The following is a 15,941-nucleotide window of genomic DNA, read 5'->3' as shown; positions in this document are numbered from 1 at the left end:
GTCGACAAAAGACACGAGTTCAATTCGGCGCTCGGCTATCATCCCAGCCTGCTGCAGTTCGAGGATCACATATCCGGCAGACTGGCAGATCAACAGCCTGATAAATAACCACATTCACGGGCGCACTTCAGCAGGGCCACAAGGCAGCAGCTCTTCGATTGCGCCATTCGAGTTTCCGAAAAATGTTGGCGAGTTTCCGAAAATGTTGGCGAATTTCCAAAAAATGTTGGCAGTCGATTCATCTGCCCTTCGTCCGAAACCACGATGCCGTGCGATCGAATTGAACTCGGCGCACGTTTGCGTGAAGTGATATCAGCTCTCTTTTGGCATAGGGTGTCATTTTGGTCGTCACAAGAAGCCTACTCACCCGACGACCGATCGAGGCCCCAAAACTCCGATTTATCGCATGACCGACATAAACATCCGGCATCTGGAGCCAGAACTCCTCGACGGCCTCCCGGCCGATGATCCTCGTGCGATTGCATCCCGTCGTGATCTCGTTCGCATCAATGCATTGATGTTCCAGGCCAGGTTCATGGCATCGCTCCTGCGAACGAACGTGCCAACGCCGCCGCTACGCATCCTTGAACTGGGCGCCGGTGACGGAAAGTTCATGCTGACAGTGGCGCGGCTGATGGCGCGGCGTTGGCCTAACGTCGAGATCGTCATGGTCGACAGGATCGACCTGATCGGCAAGGATGTGTGCAACGCTTTCGCTGAATTGGGTTGGCGGGCGCGACCCGTAACCGCCGATATATTCGATTGGACAGTGGACAGGCCCTTCGATCTTGTTTGCGCCAACCTTATCCTCCATCACTTCGACGACACGCGCCTCCTGGAGCTGTTTGCCCGGATCATGACGATGGCCCCGGTGCTCGTCGCGACGGAGCCGCTCAGGGCCAAGGTGCCACTTGTCGCGACGCGGTTCCTGCGACTGATCGGCGCCTGCGCGGTGACACTGAACGACGCGGCGCAGAGTGTCCGCGCCGGCTTTCGCGGCACGGAACTTTCACAATTGTGGCAAGCGTCAGGTGGAACGCCGGTGATGGAGGCCCGCAAAGGCCTCTTCACTCAGGGTTTTGTCGGTCGCAGCATGCCCGGCACCAAATGATGCACGACGCGATAGTCATCGGTGCCGGCCCCGCCGGCAGTTCTACCGCCATTGCGTTGGCCCAGCATGGTTGGTCGGTGGCAATGGTGGAGAAGGTCGCGTTTCCTCGCCGAAAGGTCTGCGGCGAATTCATGTCAGGCACCAGCCTTGCCTTGCTCGACCAGTTGGGCGTCGGCGAGATTTGGCGCGCGGAAGCCGGCCCCGAAATACGTCGCGTCGGGTTCTTTTCCGGCGATGTCTCAGCCGAGGCGCGAATGCCGCGCGCCAAGACGGGTCTCGGCCGCGCTCTCGGCCGCGATCGTCTGGATTACGTCCTCTTGCAGGCTGCGAAACGTGCGGGCGTCGAAATCCTTCAGCCTTGCAAGGCTGTCGCTATTCGTCGGCACGATGATTTGCAGTTTGTGACAGTGGAAGAGGGGCAGCAGCAAAAGGTTTTGAGCGCACCTGTAATAATTGCCGCGCACGGATCCTGGGAAACCGGGAAACTCCCAAGCCAGATTGAAAGAACGAGCCGACCTTCCGACCTTTTCGGGTTCAAGGCGCATTTTACCGGCGCAGCACTTGCGCCCGACCTGATGCCGCTGCTGGTGTTCCCGGGCGGCTATGGTGGAATGGTGACGGCAGACCATGGCCGGGTTTCAATTTCCTGCTGTATCCGCCGGGATGTTCTGTCCGGGCTGCGCCAGCGTTCTGGAAATAGTGCGGCCGCCGATGCATTGTGGCGCCATGTCCTGGCCTCGTGCCGAGGCGTGGGGACTGTGCTCGCCGGTGCCGAATTGGATGGCCCATGGCTCGCCGCGGGACCCATTCATCCCGGTATTCGAGCTGGCTATGATCAGGGTATCTTCCGCGTCGGTAACATCGCGGGTGAGTCACATCCTGTCATCGCGGAAGGGATTTCGATGGCGCTGCAATCCGGCTGGCTGCTTGCGAGAGAACTGATCGCGTCGGGTAAAGGCCACGAGGGCCACGACGAGGCCGGACGCCGCTACGAAAGGCAATGGCGCCGGCAATTCTCGACCCGTTTGCGTGCCGCGGCCTTGATTGCCCGAATAGCGCTTGGGCCTGGCGGCGCGCCGGCTATGCGCGCCGTGATCAAGAATTTTCCGGCGGCTTTGACACTGGGCGCTCGATTGAGTGGAAAGACCCAGCCTGTTCCGGGCTTTGACGTCAAGTAGGGCTGCTCGCTGGGCGTCACCTGACGGAGTTACCAAACGGGACTTTGGCGGTTGACGAGATCACAGAACATGCCCGCAATCCGATCGGGCGTTCTACACCGATCTCCACCTAAGAAATGGACAGGATCTCGAGGTCGCGCTGCCCCAACTGGACAATGTCGCCAACGCTTTTGCCAATCAGCGCGATGGCAACCGGTGAACCATGCGATATGGACGCTTGGGACGGGTCGGCCTCATCCTCACCGACGATGCGGAAGGTCTGGATGCGGCCATCATCACGCTCGAAGGTAACGGTGTGACCGAAGGCGATCACTTCATGAGACGTCGGCACCGACATAAGCTGAGCCGTACGGACGCGTTCGGCATAATAGCTGACATCTCGAACCGGAACCGCCGACTGCCGTCGCCTCTCGTTGACATCTTCCAGCACGCTGGCGGCCTCGAGCGCCTGCCGGGCGCGAGCCAATTCATCCCTTAGCATCTTGAGGCCTGCCTCGGTGACGAGGTTGATCCGGTCGGAGATAGGACGAGCCGGCAGGATGGTTTCCGATGCCGCCTCGGCACTTTCCTCCTTGGCAAAGGCTACGCTCAATTGGTCGCAACTCCGTGTCGAATAGTGTTGGTAATCGGATAACCCATGGGCGACAATAAAGCTTCAACAATTCGACGGCCGGACGGTTCCCTCCCGACCCAAAGGCGACATCAGGACATCTGGTCGGCCATGGCTTCTGGCGCGAGCGGACAACCGATCCCCACACCTGCATTGCGCCTTGCTCCTCCCTCCGCAAGCCTGCCACAAGCTTGTTGAGGCATGGTCCGGCTAAGGAAACCCGGCAAAAGGCGGACTTTCTTGGCCATTTCACCACCCAGCGACATTGTTATGGATGTCGCCCGAGCTGCCGATCCGATGGATATCGAGGCTGCCCGCGCCGCGCTGACCAAGCGTGCGGGTGGTGTCGCCGGCACGTTCTCGGTCGACACCGCGGCATCCGTCGATGCCGGCTCGATCCTGTCGCGCGCCACGGCTGACAAGGCGGCGGCGACAGCCGATCCGGCCAGGAAATTCAAGAAGTTCGAGGCGATGGTCCTGCAGACCTTCATCCAGAACATGCTGCCCAAGGACACCGAGGGCGTCTATGGCACGGGTCTCGCCGGCGACATGTGGAAATCACAACTCGCCGAGCGCGTCGCCGACGTCATGGCCGATCGGGGCGGCATCGGCATCGCCAAGTCGCTGCTCGCCGACCACTATATGGACGGCAAGCGCAAGGTGCCGATCGGCCCGGTCTCGAACGGACCGGAAAAGACCGAGATCGATCAGCAAACCCGTCTTTCCACCTCGCTCGTCCAGGAATTGCAGCGCAAGGCCGCCAGGTCGATGACCGGCGACGAGACAACCATAAAAACAGATATCAAGATCTAGGCTGGGAAACACCATGACCGACTCTTCCGAATTCACCGCCAACCTGCCGGCGCGCACCACCGCGTCGGACGCTCCGATACCGTTCGCGCGGCCCGGGAACCTTGCCGCCATCATCGGCCGCATCGAGGAGGTTGTCGAAGAAGAGACCGCCGGTATCCGCAGTGACACCAGCTATGACCTCAAGGCGTCGAACGCCCGCAAGAGCCGCTATCTCTACGAACTGACCCGCGCCATGAAGGGCGGCAGCGAAGCCGAGTTCCTCGAACAGCACCGCGAGGGCTTGACCCGGCTGCGCCAGAAACTGGCGAAGAACGAGGCGGCGATCCTGGCGCATCTGAGCGCCGTCAACGAGGTCGCCAGCCTGCTGCGCAGCGCCATCCAGCGCGCCGAAACCGACGGCACCTACTCCGCCGGCGAATTCGGCCGGATGAAGGGCTAGCGCGCATGATGGTGCTGGGCTCAGACTCTGAATGATCAAGGTCATCGCCATAGCGGTCTGGGTCTGCGCCGCCACGCTCGGCGCGGTGTTCTATTCGTTCCAGGCCGCCGGTGAAAAGGGCGTCGGCGAAAAACCCAAGCCGATGCTGGGCGGGCTGGATTACGTCAAGACCGACGTCATTTCGGTGCCGCTGATCCGCGACTCCAAGATCGGCGGCTATTTCCTGGCCAAGCTCGTCTACACCGTCGAGCCGGAGCAGATAAAGAAACTGTCGATCCCGGCCGAAGCGCTGATCACCGATCAGGTCTACAGCTATCTCTATTCCAATCCGCAGATCGACTTCAGCAAGAAGGCGACGATCGACCTCGATGCCTTCCGCGCCGCGATCCGCGACGCCATCAACACCCGCGTCGGCGCAACCCTGGTGCATGAGGTTCTGATCGATCAGGTCAACTTCCTGAGCAAGGACGAGATCCGCGACAACTGGCTGCGCCGCCGGCAGGATTCCGACGCCCCGGCGTCCGATACCGCCAAGCCGGCCGAAGCGGATGCGCCGCCGGCCCACTGACCACTGACCACCGGCCTGCCCGGTGCGGCGATAGGATCCAGCCTCCAGGATTCGCGTTGACGTAAACGTCAACCCGAAGCTATATGCGGCAGCGATTGTAATCGCCGAAGAGGCAGCATGGGTTTCGGTCGGACCGAAGCACCGTCGCGTGACAGATGCAACCAGACAGGAGAACAGCGTGAGCGTTCAGGAGATTGCCGAGAAGATCAAGTCGCGCGTGGCCAGCAGCGGCTTCGATCGTTCCGTGAAATTCGACACCGGCGGCGACGGCGTCATCGTCATCGACGGCGCAACCGTCTCGACATCGGATGCCCCTACCGATTGCACCATCAAGCTCTCGCTCGACGATCTCGATTCACTGATCGCCGGCGACCTCAACCCGACCATGGCGTTCATGACCGGCAAGATCAAAGTCGAAGGCGACATGACAGTTGCCATGGCGCTCAGCCAGTTGATCGGCTGACGGCATAGATGTCGCAAGCCATACGATGGCTTGCGTAGACATGCATTGAGACAAGGCTGAAGCGCGCCACATGATCCATCTGGACCCGCTTCGAGCCTTGTCGGGAGACAGTCTTCAGGACGGCATTTTCGTTCCACAGGCTTCGGCAATCTTGGCACGAAACCTTCACGCGGCGGAGAACCGCAAGCTGCTCATACCTTTGATTGTGAAATCATCCATTTAGTCTGACCTCGGCTCCATAAGGGCGGCAAAGCAGCGAGGTCGGTAATGAATATCCATAGTGTTCGAGCAGTGGCGCGCGCGGCGCTGATCGCTGCCCTGGTTTCGGTGACAGCGGCGGCCGCCGCCGACGAACGTGTCCTGATTTCCTACGAAGCCACACCTTCCCTGGGCTTCGACCTGCCAAAACTGAAGACGGCCGGCTACGCTGAACGGGCCGCCTTTTCGGCGCAGGTGCTTGAGAAAATCGTGCCCAAGATCGTCGCCAGCATCGGCGTCGATCCGGCGGTGCTCGAGACCGAAGTCACACCAGGCGGCTACCTTCTCAAGACCAACGCCTCGCTGCAGACCGAGGCCGCGCTCGACGACGCGACCGCCGATCGTCTGGCCGCCGCCTTCGGCTACATTTTTCACCAGCACAGCGTGCTTGTCTCCCGGCTGGACGACAACAGCGGCGGCGCGGGCTTCGTCACCGTCCGCTTCCCCAAGGATACGCTCGATGCCACCGTGGCACAGCGCTTCTTCGAAAAAGCCGATGCCGTGGAAAAGGGCCTGGGCGGCGGTTACACCGCCTTTGGCGACGAGCAGATATTTCTCAATGTCGTGGACGGCAACGGCAAGCCCTATAGCGGCCTCGACAATGCAGCATTTCTGGATGGGCTGAAGCGTACCGCAGCCGCGTTCGGACCGCCGGCGCCGCAAGTCTCGGACTCCGGAACGGCAGCGGCCCGCTTCATCGGCAACGACTGGGACAAGGCCCCCAAAGGCGAGGACTACTTAGCTCGCCTCGGAGGTGCCGGTTCCCCGGCCGTGACCGGCCTGGATACCGTCGCGGCCGACTATGCCGCGCTGGTTTCAGCCAGCGCGCAGCACTTCGGCTGGAACTGACAGCTTGCGGCCGGAAGCCTTGAGCGTGCCGTGCACGGCATCAAGTGCTCCGTCCACCAGTTCCAGCGCCAGCAGGCGGTGCCGCTCATAGGGGCCTGGCATCGCCAGCCGGCCCGTCTTATCGGCCGAGAAGCCGAAACGCCCGTAGTAGGGCGCATCGCCGACCAGCAGGATGGCCGCGTGGCCGAGACGTGCCGCCTCGGCGACGGCGTGGCGCATCAGCGCCGAGCCGATGCCGGCATTCTTGAGCGACGGATCGACGGCGAGCGGGCCAAGCAGAAGCGCTGCCGGACCGCCCTCGCCCAGCCTGACATCCCACAGCCGCACCGTGCCGGCGACGCCGCCCGAGGCATCGCGCGCGACGAAGGCCAGGCCTTCCGACGGCCGGCGGCCACGCCGCAGCTTCTCCGACGATTTTTTCCGCCGCATCGGCCCCATGGCACGATCGAGCAAGGCTTCGCGCGCCGCGACGTCGGCAACGGTTTCAGCGACCATTGCGAAGGCCGGCACATGAGCTACGATTTCAACTGACATTTCCATTTCCGCAATCCTTCACGAGCGGAGCTTGTTCCACAGGCGAGCCCAAGCGGGCGCCCAACGCCCACCTGGGATGATCTGATCGGTTCTTTCGAACCGTCAGATCACGTAGGATCGGAGAGGCTCGAAGCCGTTGAACGCGACCGCCGAGTAGGTGGTCGTGTAGGCGCCGGTGCCTTCGATCAGCACCTCGTCGCCGATGGTCAGCGACAGAGGCAGCGGATATGGTGTCTTTTCGTACATCACGTCGGCCGAATCGCAGGTCGGGCCGGCAAGCACGCAAGGCGCGGTCTCGGTGCCGTCATGGCGGGTGACGAGGGGATAGCGGATCGCCTCGTCCATCGTTTCGGCCAGGCCGCCGAACTTGCCGATATCGAGGAACACCCAGCGCACATTGTCGTTGGCCGCCTTCTTCGAGATCAGCACGACTTCCGACTTGATGACGCCGGCATTGCCGACCATGCCACGGCCCGGCTCGATGATGGTTTCGGGAATGGCATTGCCGAAATGCTTGCGCAGCGCCGAGAAGATCGCCTGGCCATAGGCTTGGGCCGCCGGCACATCACGCAGATAGCGCGTCGGGAAACCGCCGCCCATATTGACCATCTTCAAGACGATGCCTTCCTCGGCGAGCGTGGCGAACACCTTCTTGGCGTCGGCCAGCGCACGGTCCCAGGCGGTCAGATCGGTCTGCTGCGAGCCGACATGGAACGACACGCCATAGGCGTCGAGGCCGAGGCCCTTGGCATGGCGCAACACGTCGACGGCCATTGCAGGCACGCAGCCGAACTTGCGCGACAGCGGCCATTCGGCGCCCTCGCCATCGGTCAGCACGCGGCAGAACACGCGGGCGCCGGGAGCGACGCGGGCGATCTTGTCGACCTCTTCGACGCAATCGACCGCGAACAGCCGGATGCCGAGCTGGTAGGCGCGTGCGATGTCACGCTCCTTCTTGATGGTGTTGCCGAAGGAGATGCGGTCCGCGGGCGCACCCGCGTCCATCGCCATCTCGACTTCGGCAACGGAAGCGGTGTCGAAGGACGAGCCCATCGCAGCAAGCAGGCGCAGGATCTCCGGCGCCGGGTTTGCTTTCACCGCATAGTAGATCTTGGAATCGGGCAACGCCTTCTCGAAGGCGCGGAAGTTGTCACGCACGACATCGAGGTCGACGACGAGGCAGGGGCCGGACGGACGTCGGGTGGCGAGGAAGTCGAGGATGCGCTGGGTGGCCATCGGTATTCTCCAAACACGCCTTTCGGCGCGCACAAGGGTGCGGACGCGGGCTGTCGGCCTCGCGAACACGCGGTCAAACAAAGGCGGGACGAAAATTCCATGGAACCAGCCGGTGGAGACCCCGGAACCATGAAACGCCGTCTCGCGGCGATGGACCTCGGCCTTGCCCGGCTTCGGTCCGCTTTGTCTGCCTTGGCTTGGATTGGGAGAACCCCGTTCCGCACTGCCGGCAATGAAGGTGTGCCTCTTCAGTAACCCCGGTCTTTGGACAACCGGCAGAGAACCAGAAAGGCCCGCACCGTCGTTGCTTCAAGGTGTCCTCGGGCTGGCGGTTGGCCGCTAGACCGACTGGAGGGGTTGGCTCCAGTTACCTTACCGATTTCCCTCACCATTCGAGGATCGGCGGACACCCACAGGCACGTGCGACTTTGGGCAAGCGCGATATATGGCTGGTTGCCGTCACAATCAATAAAAATCGTATCCAAGGTTGTAAAATTTCTGGCATCGAACAATGTTGGTGCAATCGTATCCGGATATCGAACGATGCCAGGCACGCACGGCCCCTACAATGCCTTCCTCGACCTTCGCCAGATGCCGGTGGCCCATGCCGAACTCGGCCCGCTTGCCGGCCTGCGGCTGGCGGTCAAGGACATTTACGACGTTGCCGGCTACCGCACAGGTTGCGGAAACTTGCAGAAATTCGCGGACAGCCATGCCGCCTCGCGGACCGCACCGGCCGTGCAGACGATTCTCGATGCCGGTGCGCGCTTTGTCGGCAAGACGCAGACCGACGAGCTTGCCTTCGCGCTGTTCGGCCAGAACGCGCATTTTCCGTTTCCGGTGAACCCGGCGGCCCCCGACCGTGTCACCGGCGGCTCGTCGTCAGGATCGGCGTCGGCGGTGGCGGGCAGGTTGGCCGACATTGCCACCGGCTCCGACACTGGCGGCTCGATCCGCGCGCCGGCAAGTTTTTGCGGGCTGATCGGGCTGCGCACCACGCATGGCCGCATTGCGCTTGATGGCACGATGAAGCTGGCGCCGAGCTTCGACACGTTCGGCTGGTTCGCCGACGACATCGAGACCTACGAGACGGTCGGCAAGCTGCTGCTTGGCCGCGACCCGCATCAGCACTCCCTGGACCGCCCGCTGTCGATCACCTGGCTGGACGAAATGGTCGCTCGCCCTGCGCTTGCCGAATACGCCGGGATGAAGGGATTGGCGAGCGCGGTTTTCGGCGCGCAGGCAACGCCGGTGATGCATTTCAGCTCTTCCCCGGATGAACTTTACTGGTGCTTCCGCAGGCTGCAGGCCAAGGAAGCCTGGGGCGTGCATGGCGACTGGATCACCAGCGGCGAGCGCGACCTTGGCCCCGGCGTCGAGGAGCGTTTCGGCTTTGGCCGTGCCCTCGATGACCGCACGGCGCACGCCGAGAAAGTGCGCCGCCTGACCTTCCGCGGCGAACTCGGCGCCCTGCTTGGCAAGGATGGCTTCCTCGTCCTGCCGACGGTGCCGGGCCCGGCCCCCTATGTCGACTCGACGCCGGAGCAGTTCCAGGCCTATCGCGAGCGAGCCCTGCATCTTCTGTGTCTCGCCGGGCTCTCCGGCTTTCCACAGATCACCTTGCCCATTGGTTCGGTCGCCGGCGCTCCGTTCGGCCTGTCGCTGCTAGGCCCTTCCGGTAGCGACATTGCCCTGATACGGCTCGGCCGAAAACTTCTCGACGCGGCACAAAGGGCCTGAACCATGGACACACTGACCCGCATGCGCGCCTTCATCGACGTCGTCGAGGCCGAGGGCTTTTCGGCGGCGGCGCGCAAGATCGGCCGCTCCAAGGCGCTGCTGTCAAAGTATGTGCGCGAACTGGAGGACGAGCTCGGCGCTCTGCTGCTTAACCGCACCACGCGCCAGTTCTCGATGACCGAGGCCGGCCACACCTATTACCGTCGCGCCTCGGAGATCGTGCGCGAAGTGGACAGCCTGGCGGACGCCGTGCGCGAATCCTCCGGCGACGTGCGCGGCAGGATCAAACTGTCGGCGCCACGCACTTTCGCCGACGCGCCGATCGGCCAGTCGCTGATCGACTTCGCAAAGCAGCACCCAGACATCGTGCTCGACATCCAGCTCGACGACCGCTTCGTCGACCTGGTCGAGGAAGGCTTCGACCTCGCGGTGCGCATCTCACGCCTGGAGAATTCGTCGCTGATCGCCAGGCGGCTGGCGCCATTCTCCATAAAGCTCTGCGCCTCGCCCGAACTGATCGCCAAGCATGGCATGCCGACGCGGCCCCAGGATCTCGGCCACATGCCCTGCATCGTCGACACCAACGGCCGCGGGCTGAACAACTGGGCGTTCAAGGGCGACAACAACGATCAGCTGAGCGTCGCCGTGTCGGGGCCGATCGAAGTCAACAGCCCGATGGCGGCGCGAGCCGCCGCCTTATCGGGGCTCGGATTTTGCATCCTGCCGGATTTCATTGCCGCGCCCGATCTCAAGAGTGGTGCGCTGGTGACGGCGCTCGACGACCGCATCCTGTCCGGCGGCGGCATCTTCGCCGTCTATCCGCACCGCCGCTACCTGCCGGCCAAGGTCCGTGTTTTTGTCGACTTCCTTGTACAGTGGTTCAGGACGCGTGACGCCGCTTGACCTGCCCGGGCTTGTTGTTGCGTGCGTGTCGTAGTCCCAAAACCGCTGCACACTTTTGGGTGACACGCTTTGAGTCTTGTGCGTGTCATTCCCCCAAAACCGCTGCACACTTTTGGGTGACACGCACGGGCGGTCCCATTTTCGCCCCCTTTCTGGTAACCTTCGGTTTCTCGTCAAAGCCAAGGGAATCGCGACCGGGAATGCACCTCAAACGGCACGCAATCATGCTGGCTTCGGCCCTGGCGGCGACCTTTGCCGCGACGGGGCCGGCTTACGTGCATCCGCACGTCTTCGCCGAGGCCCGCCTTGATGTCATCCTGTCCCCGGATCACCAAAGTGTGAAAGCGCTGCGTCATCTCTGGCGCTTCGACGACCTGTTTTCGAGTACGGTGATGATGGAGTTCGACAAGAACTCCGACCTGAAGCTTGACGACAAGGAGCTGAAGGATGTCGCCGACACCGTTCATGCCTCGCTGGCCGAATTCAACTATTTCCAGCTCGTCACGCAAAACGGCAAGGACGTGACGATGACGCCTCCACCGCATCTGATGGCCAATTTCGACAACGACCAGCTGATCATCCTGTTCGAGTCCGAGCCCAAGGCGCCGATCAAGCTGACCGGCACGATCGACATCGGCGTCTATGATCCGACCTTCTACACGGCTATCGACTTCACCGAGGATTCCAACATCACTGTTGAAGGCCTGCCGTCGAACTGCACCAGCAAGGTGATCCGTCCGGACCCCGATGAAGCCATCAAGGAAAACCAGAAAACCTTGACGGATGCCTTCTTCAACGACCCGACAGGCACCGACATGAGCAAGATCTTTGCCACCAAGCTCGAACTGACCTGTCAGCCAGAAGGATGAAGCCGGTGACGAAACCGTCCCTGCGTTTGGCACTCGGCCTGTTGGCCCTCACCTTTGCCGCGATGCACTTCGCCAATGCCGCGCACGCCCAGTCCTCGCTCGGCATCGGCGTCAATGACGGCATGGCGCCGACCACCGGTCCGTTCGCCCACATCCTGATGTGGATCAATCTCAGACAGCAGGAATTCTATCGCGCGCTGGCGATGGCCATGAAGGCGATGCGCCAGGACAACAGCAAGATCTGGATCCTCATCGGCCTGTCCTTCGCCTATGGCATTTTCCATGCCGCTGGCCCCGGCCACGGCAAGGCGGTGATCTCGTCCTACATGGTGGCCAATGAAGTGGCGCTGCGGCGCGGCGTCCTGTTGTCCTTCGTCTCGGCGCTGCTGCAGGGCCTGACGGCGATCGCGGTCATGCTGCTCGCCTATTTCGTCCTGCGCGGCACCACCATCTCGATGACCGACGCGGCCTGGTTCATGGAGATCATGAGCTTTGCCCTCGTCACCCTGTTCGGCGCCTGGCTCTTATGGCGCAAGCTAGGCCCATCCATCCTGCGCCTGTTCGGCAGGGCGCCGGCCTATAGCCTTTCGGCGGCTCATGCCGGCCATTCGCATGCTGGCCATTCTCACGCGGGTCATTCCCACGCCGGCCATTCACATACGGCCCACAGCCATTCGGCGCATGCTCATTCGCACGCGCTCCAGGCACATGACGATCACGACCATGTTCATGACCATTCGCACGACCATCATGACCACGCCGCGCATGACCACCATCACGATCACGACGCGCACGATCATGCGCATCACGACCACGCGCATCACGATCACGCGTCGGGCGAGGTCTGCGAAACCTGCGGCCACTCGCATGCGCCTGATCCGGCGCTGCTGTCGGGCGACCGCTTCGACTGGCGCACGGCCTGGTCGGCGGTGGCCGCCGTCGGCATCCGCCCCTGCTCCGGCGCGCTGATCGTGCTGAGCTTCGCGCTGCTCAACGGGCTCTGGCTCGGCGGCCTGCTGTCGGTGCTGGCAATGTCACTTGGAACCGCGATCACCGTCTCGGCGCTGGCAACGCTGGCCGTGACCGCCAAGAACTGGGCGGTGTATTTCGCCGGCGACGGCCGCATGGGCAACCGCATCCATTCGATCGTCGAGATCGGCGGCGCCGCCTTCGTCTTCCTGTTCGGACTGCTGCTGCTCTCGGCGAGTCTGACGGGCAGCGTTTAATCCAAAAGCAGCGCCCGAAGGTGTGTTGAGATTCAGGTCAGGCCGAGTCGAGGATGATGGCTTCCGAGAACCGGAGCGGAGCGTACTTATAGTACGTGAGCACCGGAAGCGCAGGAAGCCGCCATCCGCAGGCCGGCCTCACCTGAATATCAATACACCTTCCCGCCCAGTTCATCCTCGATATGGGCGTGGATGATCTCGTCAAAGCTCTTCTCGGCGCTGAAGCCGAGCTCCCGTGACCGCCGCGCTTCGAAGCGGGTCGGCCAGCCCTTGACGATCGCCCAGATCGTCTCGTCGGGTACCTCGCGGATCAGGCCTACCGTCTTCGGCCCGGCGATGCGCTCCAGCGCCTCGATCTGCTCGCCGACGGTGACGGCGACGCCGGGCATCGTCAGATTGCGGCGCGGCCCGACGGCGGCGCCGTCGATCCCCGCGGCATGGATCAGGAAATTCACCGCCGAGCGCGGGCTGGCATGGGTGTGCACGACCGAGCGCGGCACCGGCAGGATCGCCTCCTGGCCGCTCAGCGGTTCGCGGATGATGCCGGAGAAGAAGCCGGAGGCCGCCTTGTTCGGCTTGCCGGGCCGAACGCAGATCGTCGGCAGCCGGATGCCGATGCCGTCGAAGAAACCGCGCCTGGAATAGTCGGCGAGCAGCGCTTCGCTCATCTGCTTCTGCGTGCCGTAGGAGGTCAGCGGTGTTGGGTGGAATTCGTCCGGGATGACGTCCGGGAACGGCGCGCCGAAAACGGCGATCGACGAGGTGAAGACGACGCGCGGCGCGAAACCCGCCAGGCGGATGGCATCGAACAGGGCGCGCGTGCCGTCGAGATTGACGCGGTAGCCGAGATCGAAATTGGCTTCCGCCTCGCCCGACACGATGCCGGCGAGATGGAAGACGACGTCGGGGCGCGACGCGACCAGGCTTTCGGCGGCACCTGCCTCGGCAAGGTCGCCGGTATGGGTGTTGATGCTGATGCCATCCATCGCCGGCGCCTGCGGCGGCACGATGTCGTGCAGATCGAGCGCGGTGATCTTTTTGCCGCGCAACGTGCCGTCCTTTGCCAACCGGGCAATGAGCTTGCGGCCGACCATGCCTGCGGCGCCGGTGATCAGAATGCGCATGTCCGATATCCCTTACTTGCCCTGATTTTTACGCTGGGTGCGCGCGCGCAGCCAGAACACGAGGAAAAACGCCAGCACGAAGACGGTGCCGAAGATACCGGCCAGCACGGTCGAAAAACTTCCGAGTGCCAGCATCACCGTCGGCAGATAGAAGGCGGCAATGCCGAACAGCAGCATGATCCAGACCGCCGCGATGGCCGCATTGCGTGTGTCACGGTCCATCATGCCGCACCGGAGCGGCGGTCATTCATTGGGTTGGATTTCAAAGCTGGAAAACTCCTGAGGCAGGGCCGATCAATGGTCATCAATCGGGCCTAGTGATGGTGGCCGTGATGCGCAGCCGCATCGTGCTCATGCTCGTGATCGTGGTCGTCACCCTCATCGGCACACTGGCCGAATTCCGGTTCCACGGTGGCATGGCTGATGCCGTGCTCCCTGGCAAGCCGCTTCTTGATGGCGCTGACGGCCTGGTATGCATCGACGCCCTCGTCGAGGCAGGCATGCAGCGTCGCCATGTTGCTTGACCCATCGAGCGACCAGACATGCATATGGTGCACTTCGCGCACGCCGGGGATCGTCGTTTCCAGGTCCTTTGCAACCAGGTCACGATCGAGGCTTGGCGGCACGCCTTCGAGCAGCACATGGGCGGCGGCGCGCATCAGCGACCAGGCCGTCGACAGGATCAGCAGCGAGACCAGCACCGACAGGATCGGGTCGATCGGCGTCCAGCCGGTCGCCAGGATCACCAGCGCCGCCACGATCGCCGCCGCCGAGCCAAGCAGGTCGCCAAGCACATGCAGGATGGCGCCACGCATGTTGAGGCTCTCGCGGTCGCCGCCATGCAGCACGAAGAAGGAGCTGAGATTGACCAGCAGGCCGAGGATCGCAACCACCAGCATCGGCCCGCCCAGCACCGGCGCCGGTGTGAGCAGGCGGTCCCATGCCTCGTAGACGATCCACAGCGCGATGACGAAGATGGCGATGCCGTTGGTGTAGGCGACCAGTGTCTTGACCCGGCCAAAGCCATAGGTGAGCTGGCCGGTCGCCGGCTGCCCTGCGAGATGGAAGGCATACCAGGCAAGGCCGAGCGCGATCGCGTCGGCCAGCATGTGGCCGGCGTCCGCCAGCAGCGCCAGCGACCCAGTGAACAGACCGCCAAGCGCTTCCGCCACCATGAAGCCCGCCGTCAGGCAGGCCGCGATCAGCACGCGCTTCTTGTCGGTCGAGCCATGCACATGGCCGGCGCCGCCGTGGTCATGCCCGCTGTGGTCGTGGGTGTCCGCCAATGGCAATTCCTGTCATGCGCCCCAAGCCGGACTTAAGCGCCAAACTTCGCGCGACAATCCTCGAGCCGTCGCTTCTGCTGGCCGTCGGCGTCGAAATTGGCTGGATCGAGCCACGCTTCATAAGCCTTGCGCAAGGCCGGCCATTCCTTGTCGATGATCGAATACCATGCAGTGTCGCGGTTTTCACCCTTGACGATGAGGTGCTGGCGGAAAATGCCCTCGAACTTGAAACCGAACCGTTCCGCCGCCCGCTTCGACGGCTCATTGCGGTTGTTGCACTTCCATTCGTAGCGGCGGTAGCCGAGCTCGTCGAAAATGTATTTCATGAACAGGAACTGCGCTTCGGTCGCGGCAGGTTTGCGCGAGATCAGCGGCCCCCAATAGATGTTGCCGATCTCGATGACGCCAAAGGCAGGATCGATGCGCATCAGCGTCTGGCGCCCGGCGATCTTGCCGCTGGCCTTGTCGATAACGGCGAAGAACAGCGGGTCTTCGCTCGCGGCCGATTTTTCCAGCCATGGCTGCAAGGCAGCACGGTTCTCGGGCACGGTGTCGAAAAGCCAGCGAAACCGCGTGTCGCCGTCGGCGACAGCCGAGGCCTCGTACAGGCCGTCACCGTGCTTTTCAGCGCTCAACGGCTCAAGACGGACAGTGCGCCCCTCCAGAACTTTCCGTTCCGGACGCGGGCGTGGCTGCCAATTCGCGAGATTTTCCGACACCCAAAACTCCAATCC

General features: G+C 62.9%; 18 protein-coding genes. 11 read left to right on the top strand and 7 right to left on the bottom strand.

Annotation, left to right across the window (positions count from 1 at the left end; all coding sequences use genetic code 11):
- Positions 1-406 precede the first annotated feature (406 nt).
- Positions 407-1,111, top strand: a complete 705-nt coding sequence (locus AC56QX_RS12050) for a class I SAM-dependent methyltransferase (RefSeq protein ID WP_497116126.1) — start codon at positions 407-409, stop codon at positions 1,109-1,111.
- On the top strand, positions 1,108-2,289 hold the full coding sequence (locus AC56QX_RS12045; RefSeq protein ID WP_497116124.1) for an NAD(P)/FAD-dependent oxidoreductase: 1,182 nt from the start codon (positions 1,108-1,110) through the stop codon (positions 2,287-2,289). The genes AC56QX_RS12050 and AC56QX_RS12045 overlap by 4 nt, the downstream gene beginning before the upstream one ends.
- A 109-nt stretch (positions 2,290-2,398) precedes the next feature.
- Here the strand turns inward: AC56QX_RS12045 and greA are convergent, their stop codons facing one another.
- Positions 2,399-2,881, bottom strand: coding sequence for a transcription elongation factor GreA (greA, locus tag AC56QX_RS12040; RefSeq protein WP_497116122.1), 483 nt, complete (start codon positions 2,879-2,881; stop codon positions 2,399-2,401).
- Between the two features lie 219 nt (positions 2,882-3,100).
- Between greA and AC56QX_RS12035 the strand changes: the two genes are divergently transcribed.
- The 5 genes from AC56QX_RS12035 to AC56QX_RS12015 all read left to right on the top strand — a co-directional run bounded on the left by AC56QX_RS12035 (position 3,101) and on the right by AC56QX_RS12015 (position 6,289).
- On the top strand, positions 3,101-3,712 hold the full coding sequence (locus tag AC56QX_RS12035) for a rod-binding protein (protein WP_497116120.1): 612 nt from the start codon (positions 3,101-3,103) through the stop codon (positions 3,710-3,712).
- Between the two features lie 13 nt (positions 3,713-3,725).
- On the top strand, positions 3,726-4,151 hold the full coding sequence (locus AC56QX_RS12030; protein WP_497116119.1) for a hypothetical protein: 426 nt from the start codon (positions 3,726-3,728) through the stop codon (positions 4,149-4,151).
- 31 nt (positions 4,152-4,182) lie between these two features.
- A complete protein-coding gene (locus AC56QX_RS12025) occupies positions 4,183-4,719 on the top strand; it encodes a hypothetical protein (RefSeq protein WP_497116118.1) in 537 nt (178 codons plus the stop codon).
- Between the two features lie 178 nt (positions 4,720-4,897).
- Entirely contained in the window at positions 4,898-5,182 is a 285-nt protein-coding gene (locus tag AC56QX_RS12020; protein ID WP_027043088.1) for an SCP2 sterol-binding domain-containing protein, read from the top strand.
- 291 nt (positions 5,183-5,473) lie between these two features.
- The gene (locus AC56QX_RS12015; protein ID WP_497116117.1) at positions 5,474-6,289 is read left to right on the top strand and encodes a hypothetical protein; all 816 of its coding nucleotides are present in this window, start codon (positions 5,474-5,476) and stop codon (positions 6,287-6,289) included.
- Here AC56QX_RS12015 and AC56QX_RS12010 read toward each other — a convergent pair.
- Positions 6,257-6,829 (bottom strand): GNAT family N-acetyltransferase, encoded by a 573-nt coding sequence (locus AC56QX_RS12010; RefSeq protein WP_497116116.1) that lies wholly within the window; start codon positions 6,827-6,829, stop codon positions 6,257-6,259. The genes AC56QX_RS12015 and AC56QX_RS12010 overlap by 33 nt on opposite strands.
- A gap of 96 nt (positions 6,830-6,925) precedes the next feature.
- Entirely contained in the window at positions 6,926-8,059 is a 1,134-nt protein-coding gene (gene odc2 / locus AC56QX_RS12005; RefSeq protein ID WP_497116114.1) for an ornithine/lysine decarboxylase, read from the bottom strand.
- A 543-nt stretch (positions 8,060-8,602) separates the two neighbouring features.
- On the opposite strand from odc2, the gene AC56QX_RS12000 reads away from it, so the two are divergent.
- The 4 genes from AC56QX_RS12000 (at position 8,603) to AC56QX_RS11985 (ending at position 12,797) form a co-directional block, all read left to right on the top strand.
- On the top strand, positions 8,603-9,799 hold the full coding sequence (locus AC56QX_RS12000) for an amidase (protein ID WP_497116113.1): 1,197 nt from the start codon (positions 8,603-8,605) through the stop codon (positions 9,797-9,799).
- 3 nt (positions 9,800-9,802) lie between these two features.
- The gene (locus AC56QX_RS11995) at positions 9,803-10,702 is read left to right on the top strand and encodes a LysR family transcriptional regulator (protein WP_497116112.1); all 900 of its coding nucleotides are present in this window, start codon (positions 9,803-9,805) and stop codon (positions 10,700-10,702) included.
- A 200-nt stretch (positions 10,703-10,902) separates the two neighbouring features.
- A complete protein-coding gene (locus AC56QX_RS11990) occupies positions 10,903-11,571 on the top strand; it encodes a DUF1007 family protein (protein WP_497116110.1) in 669 nt (222 codons plus the stop codon).
- Entirely contained in the window at positions 11,568-12,797 is a 1,230-nt protein-coding gene (locus tag AC56QX_RS11985; RefSeq protein WP_497116108.1) for a nickel/cobalt transporter, read from the top strand. The genes AC56QX_RS11990 and AC56QX_RS11985 overlap by 4 nt, the downstream gene beginning before the upstream one ends.
- A gap of 149 nt (positions 12,798-12,946) precedes the next feature.
- On the opposite strand, the gene denD is transcribed toward AC56QX_RS11985, so the two are convergent.
- From denD to AC56QX_RS11965, 4 genes are all read right to left on the bottom strand, one after another.
- Positions 12,947-13,921 (bottom strand): D-erythronate dehydrogenase, encoded by a 975-nt coding sequence (denD, locus tag AC56QX_RS11980; RefSeq protein WP_497116107.1) that lies wholly within the window; start codon positions 13,919-13,921, stop codon positions 12,947-12,949.
- 12 nt (positions 13,922-13,933) lie between these two features.
- On the bottom strand, positions 13,934-14,146 hold the full coding sequence (locus AC56QX_RS11975; protein WP_027043097.1) for a hypothetical protein: 213 nt from the start codon (positions 14,144-14,146) through the stop codon (positions 13,934-13,936).
- A gap of 89 nt (positions 14,147-14,235) precedes the next feature.
- Positions 14,236-15,207, bottom strand: coding sequence for a cation diffusion facilitator family transporter (locus tag AC56QX_RS11970; RefSeq protein ID WP_497116105.1), 972 nt, complete (start codon positions 15,205-15,207; stop codon positions 14,236-14,238).
- Positions 15,208-15,239: 32 nt separating this feature from the next.
- Positions 15,240-15,926 carry a GNAT family N-acetyltransferase gene (locus AC56QX_RS11965; RefSeq protein WP_497116103.1) on the bottom strand — a complete coding sequence of 229 codons (687 nt, stop codon included), beginning with the start codon at positions 15,924-15,926 and terminating at the stop codon, positions 15,240-15,242.
- Positions 15,927-15,941: the final 15 nt, after the last annotated feature.

This window comes from Mesorhizobium sp. RCAM 06353, from assembly GCF_059683585.1.
Note: the sequence above shows the minus strand (reverse complement) of the source record. Positions and strands in the feature narration are given on the sequence as shown.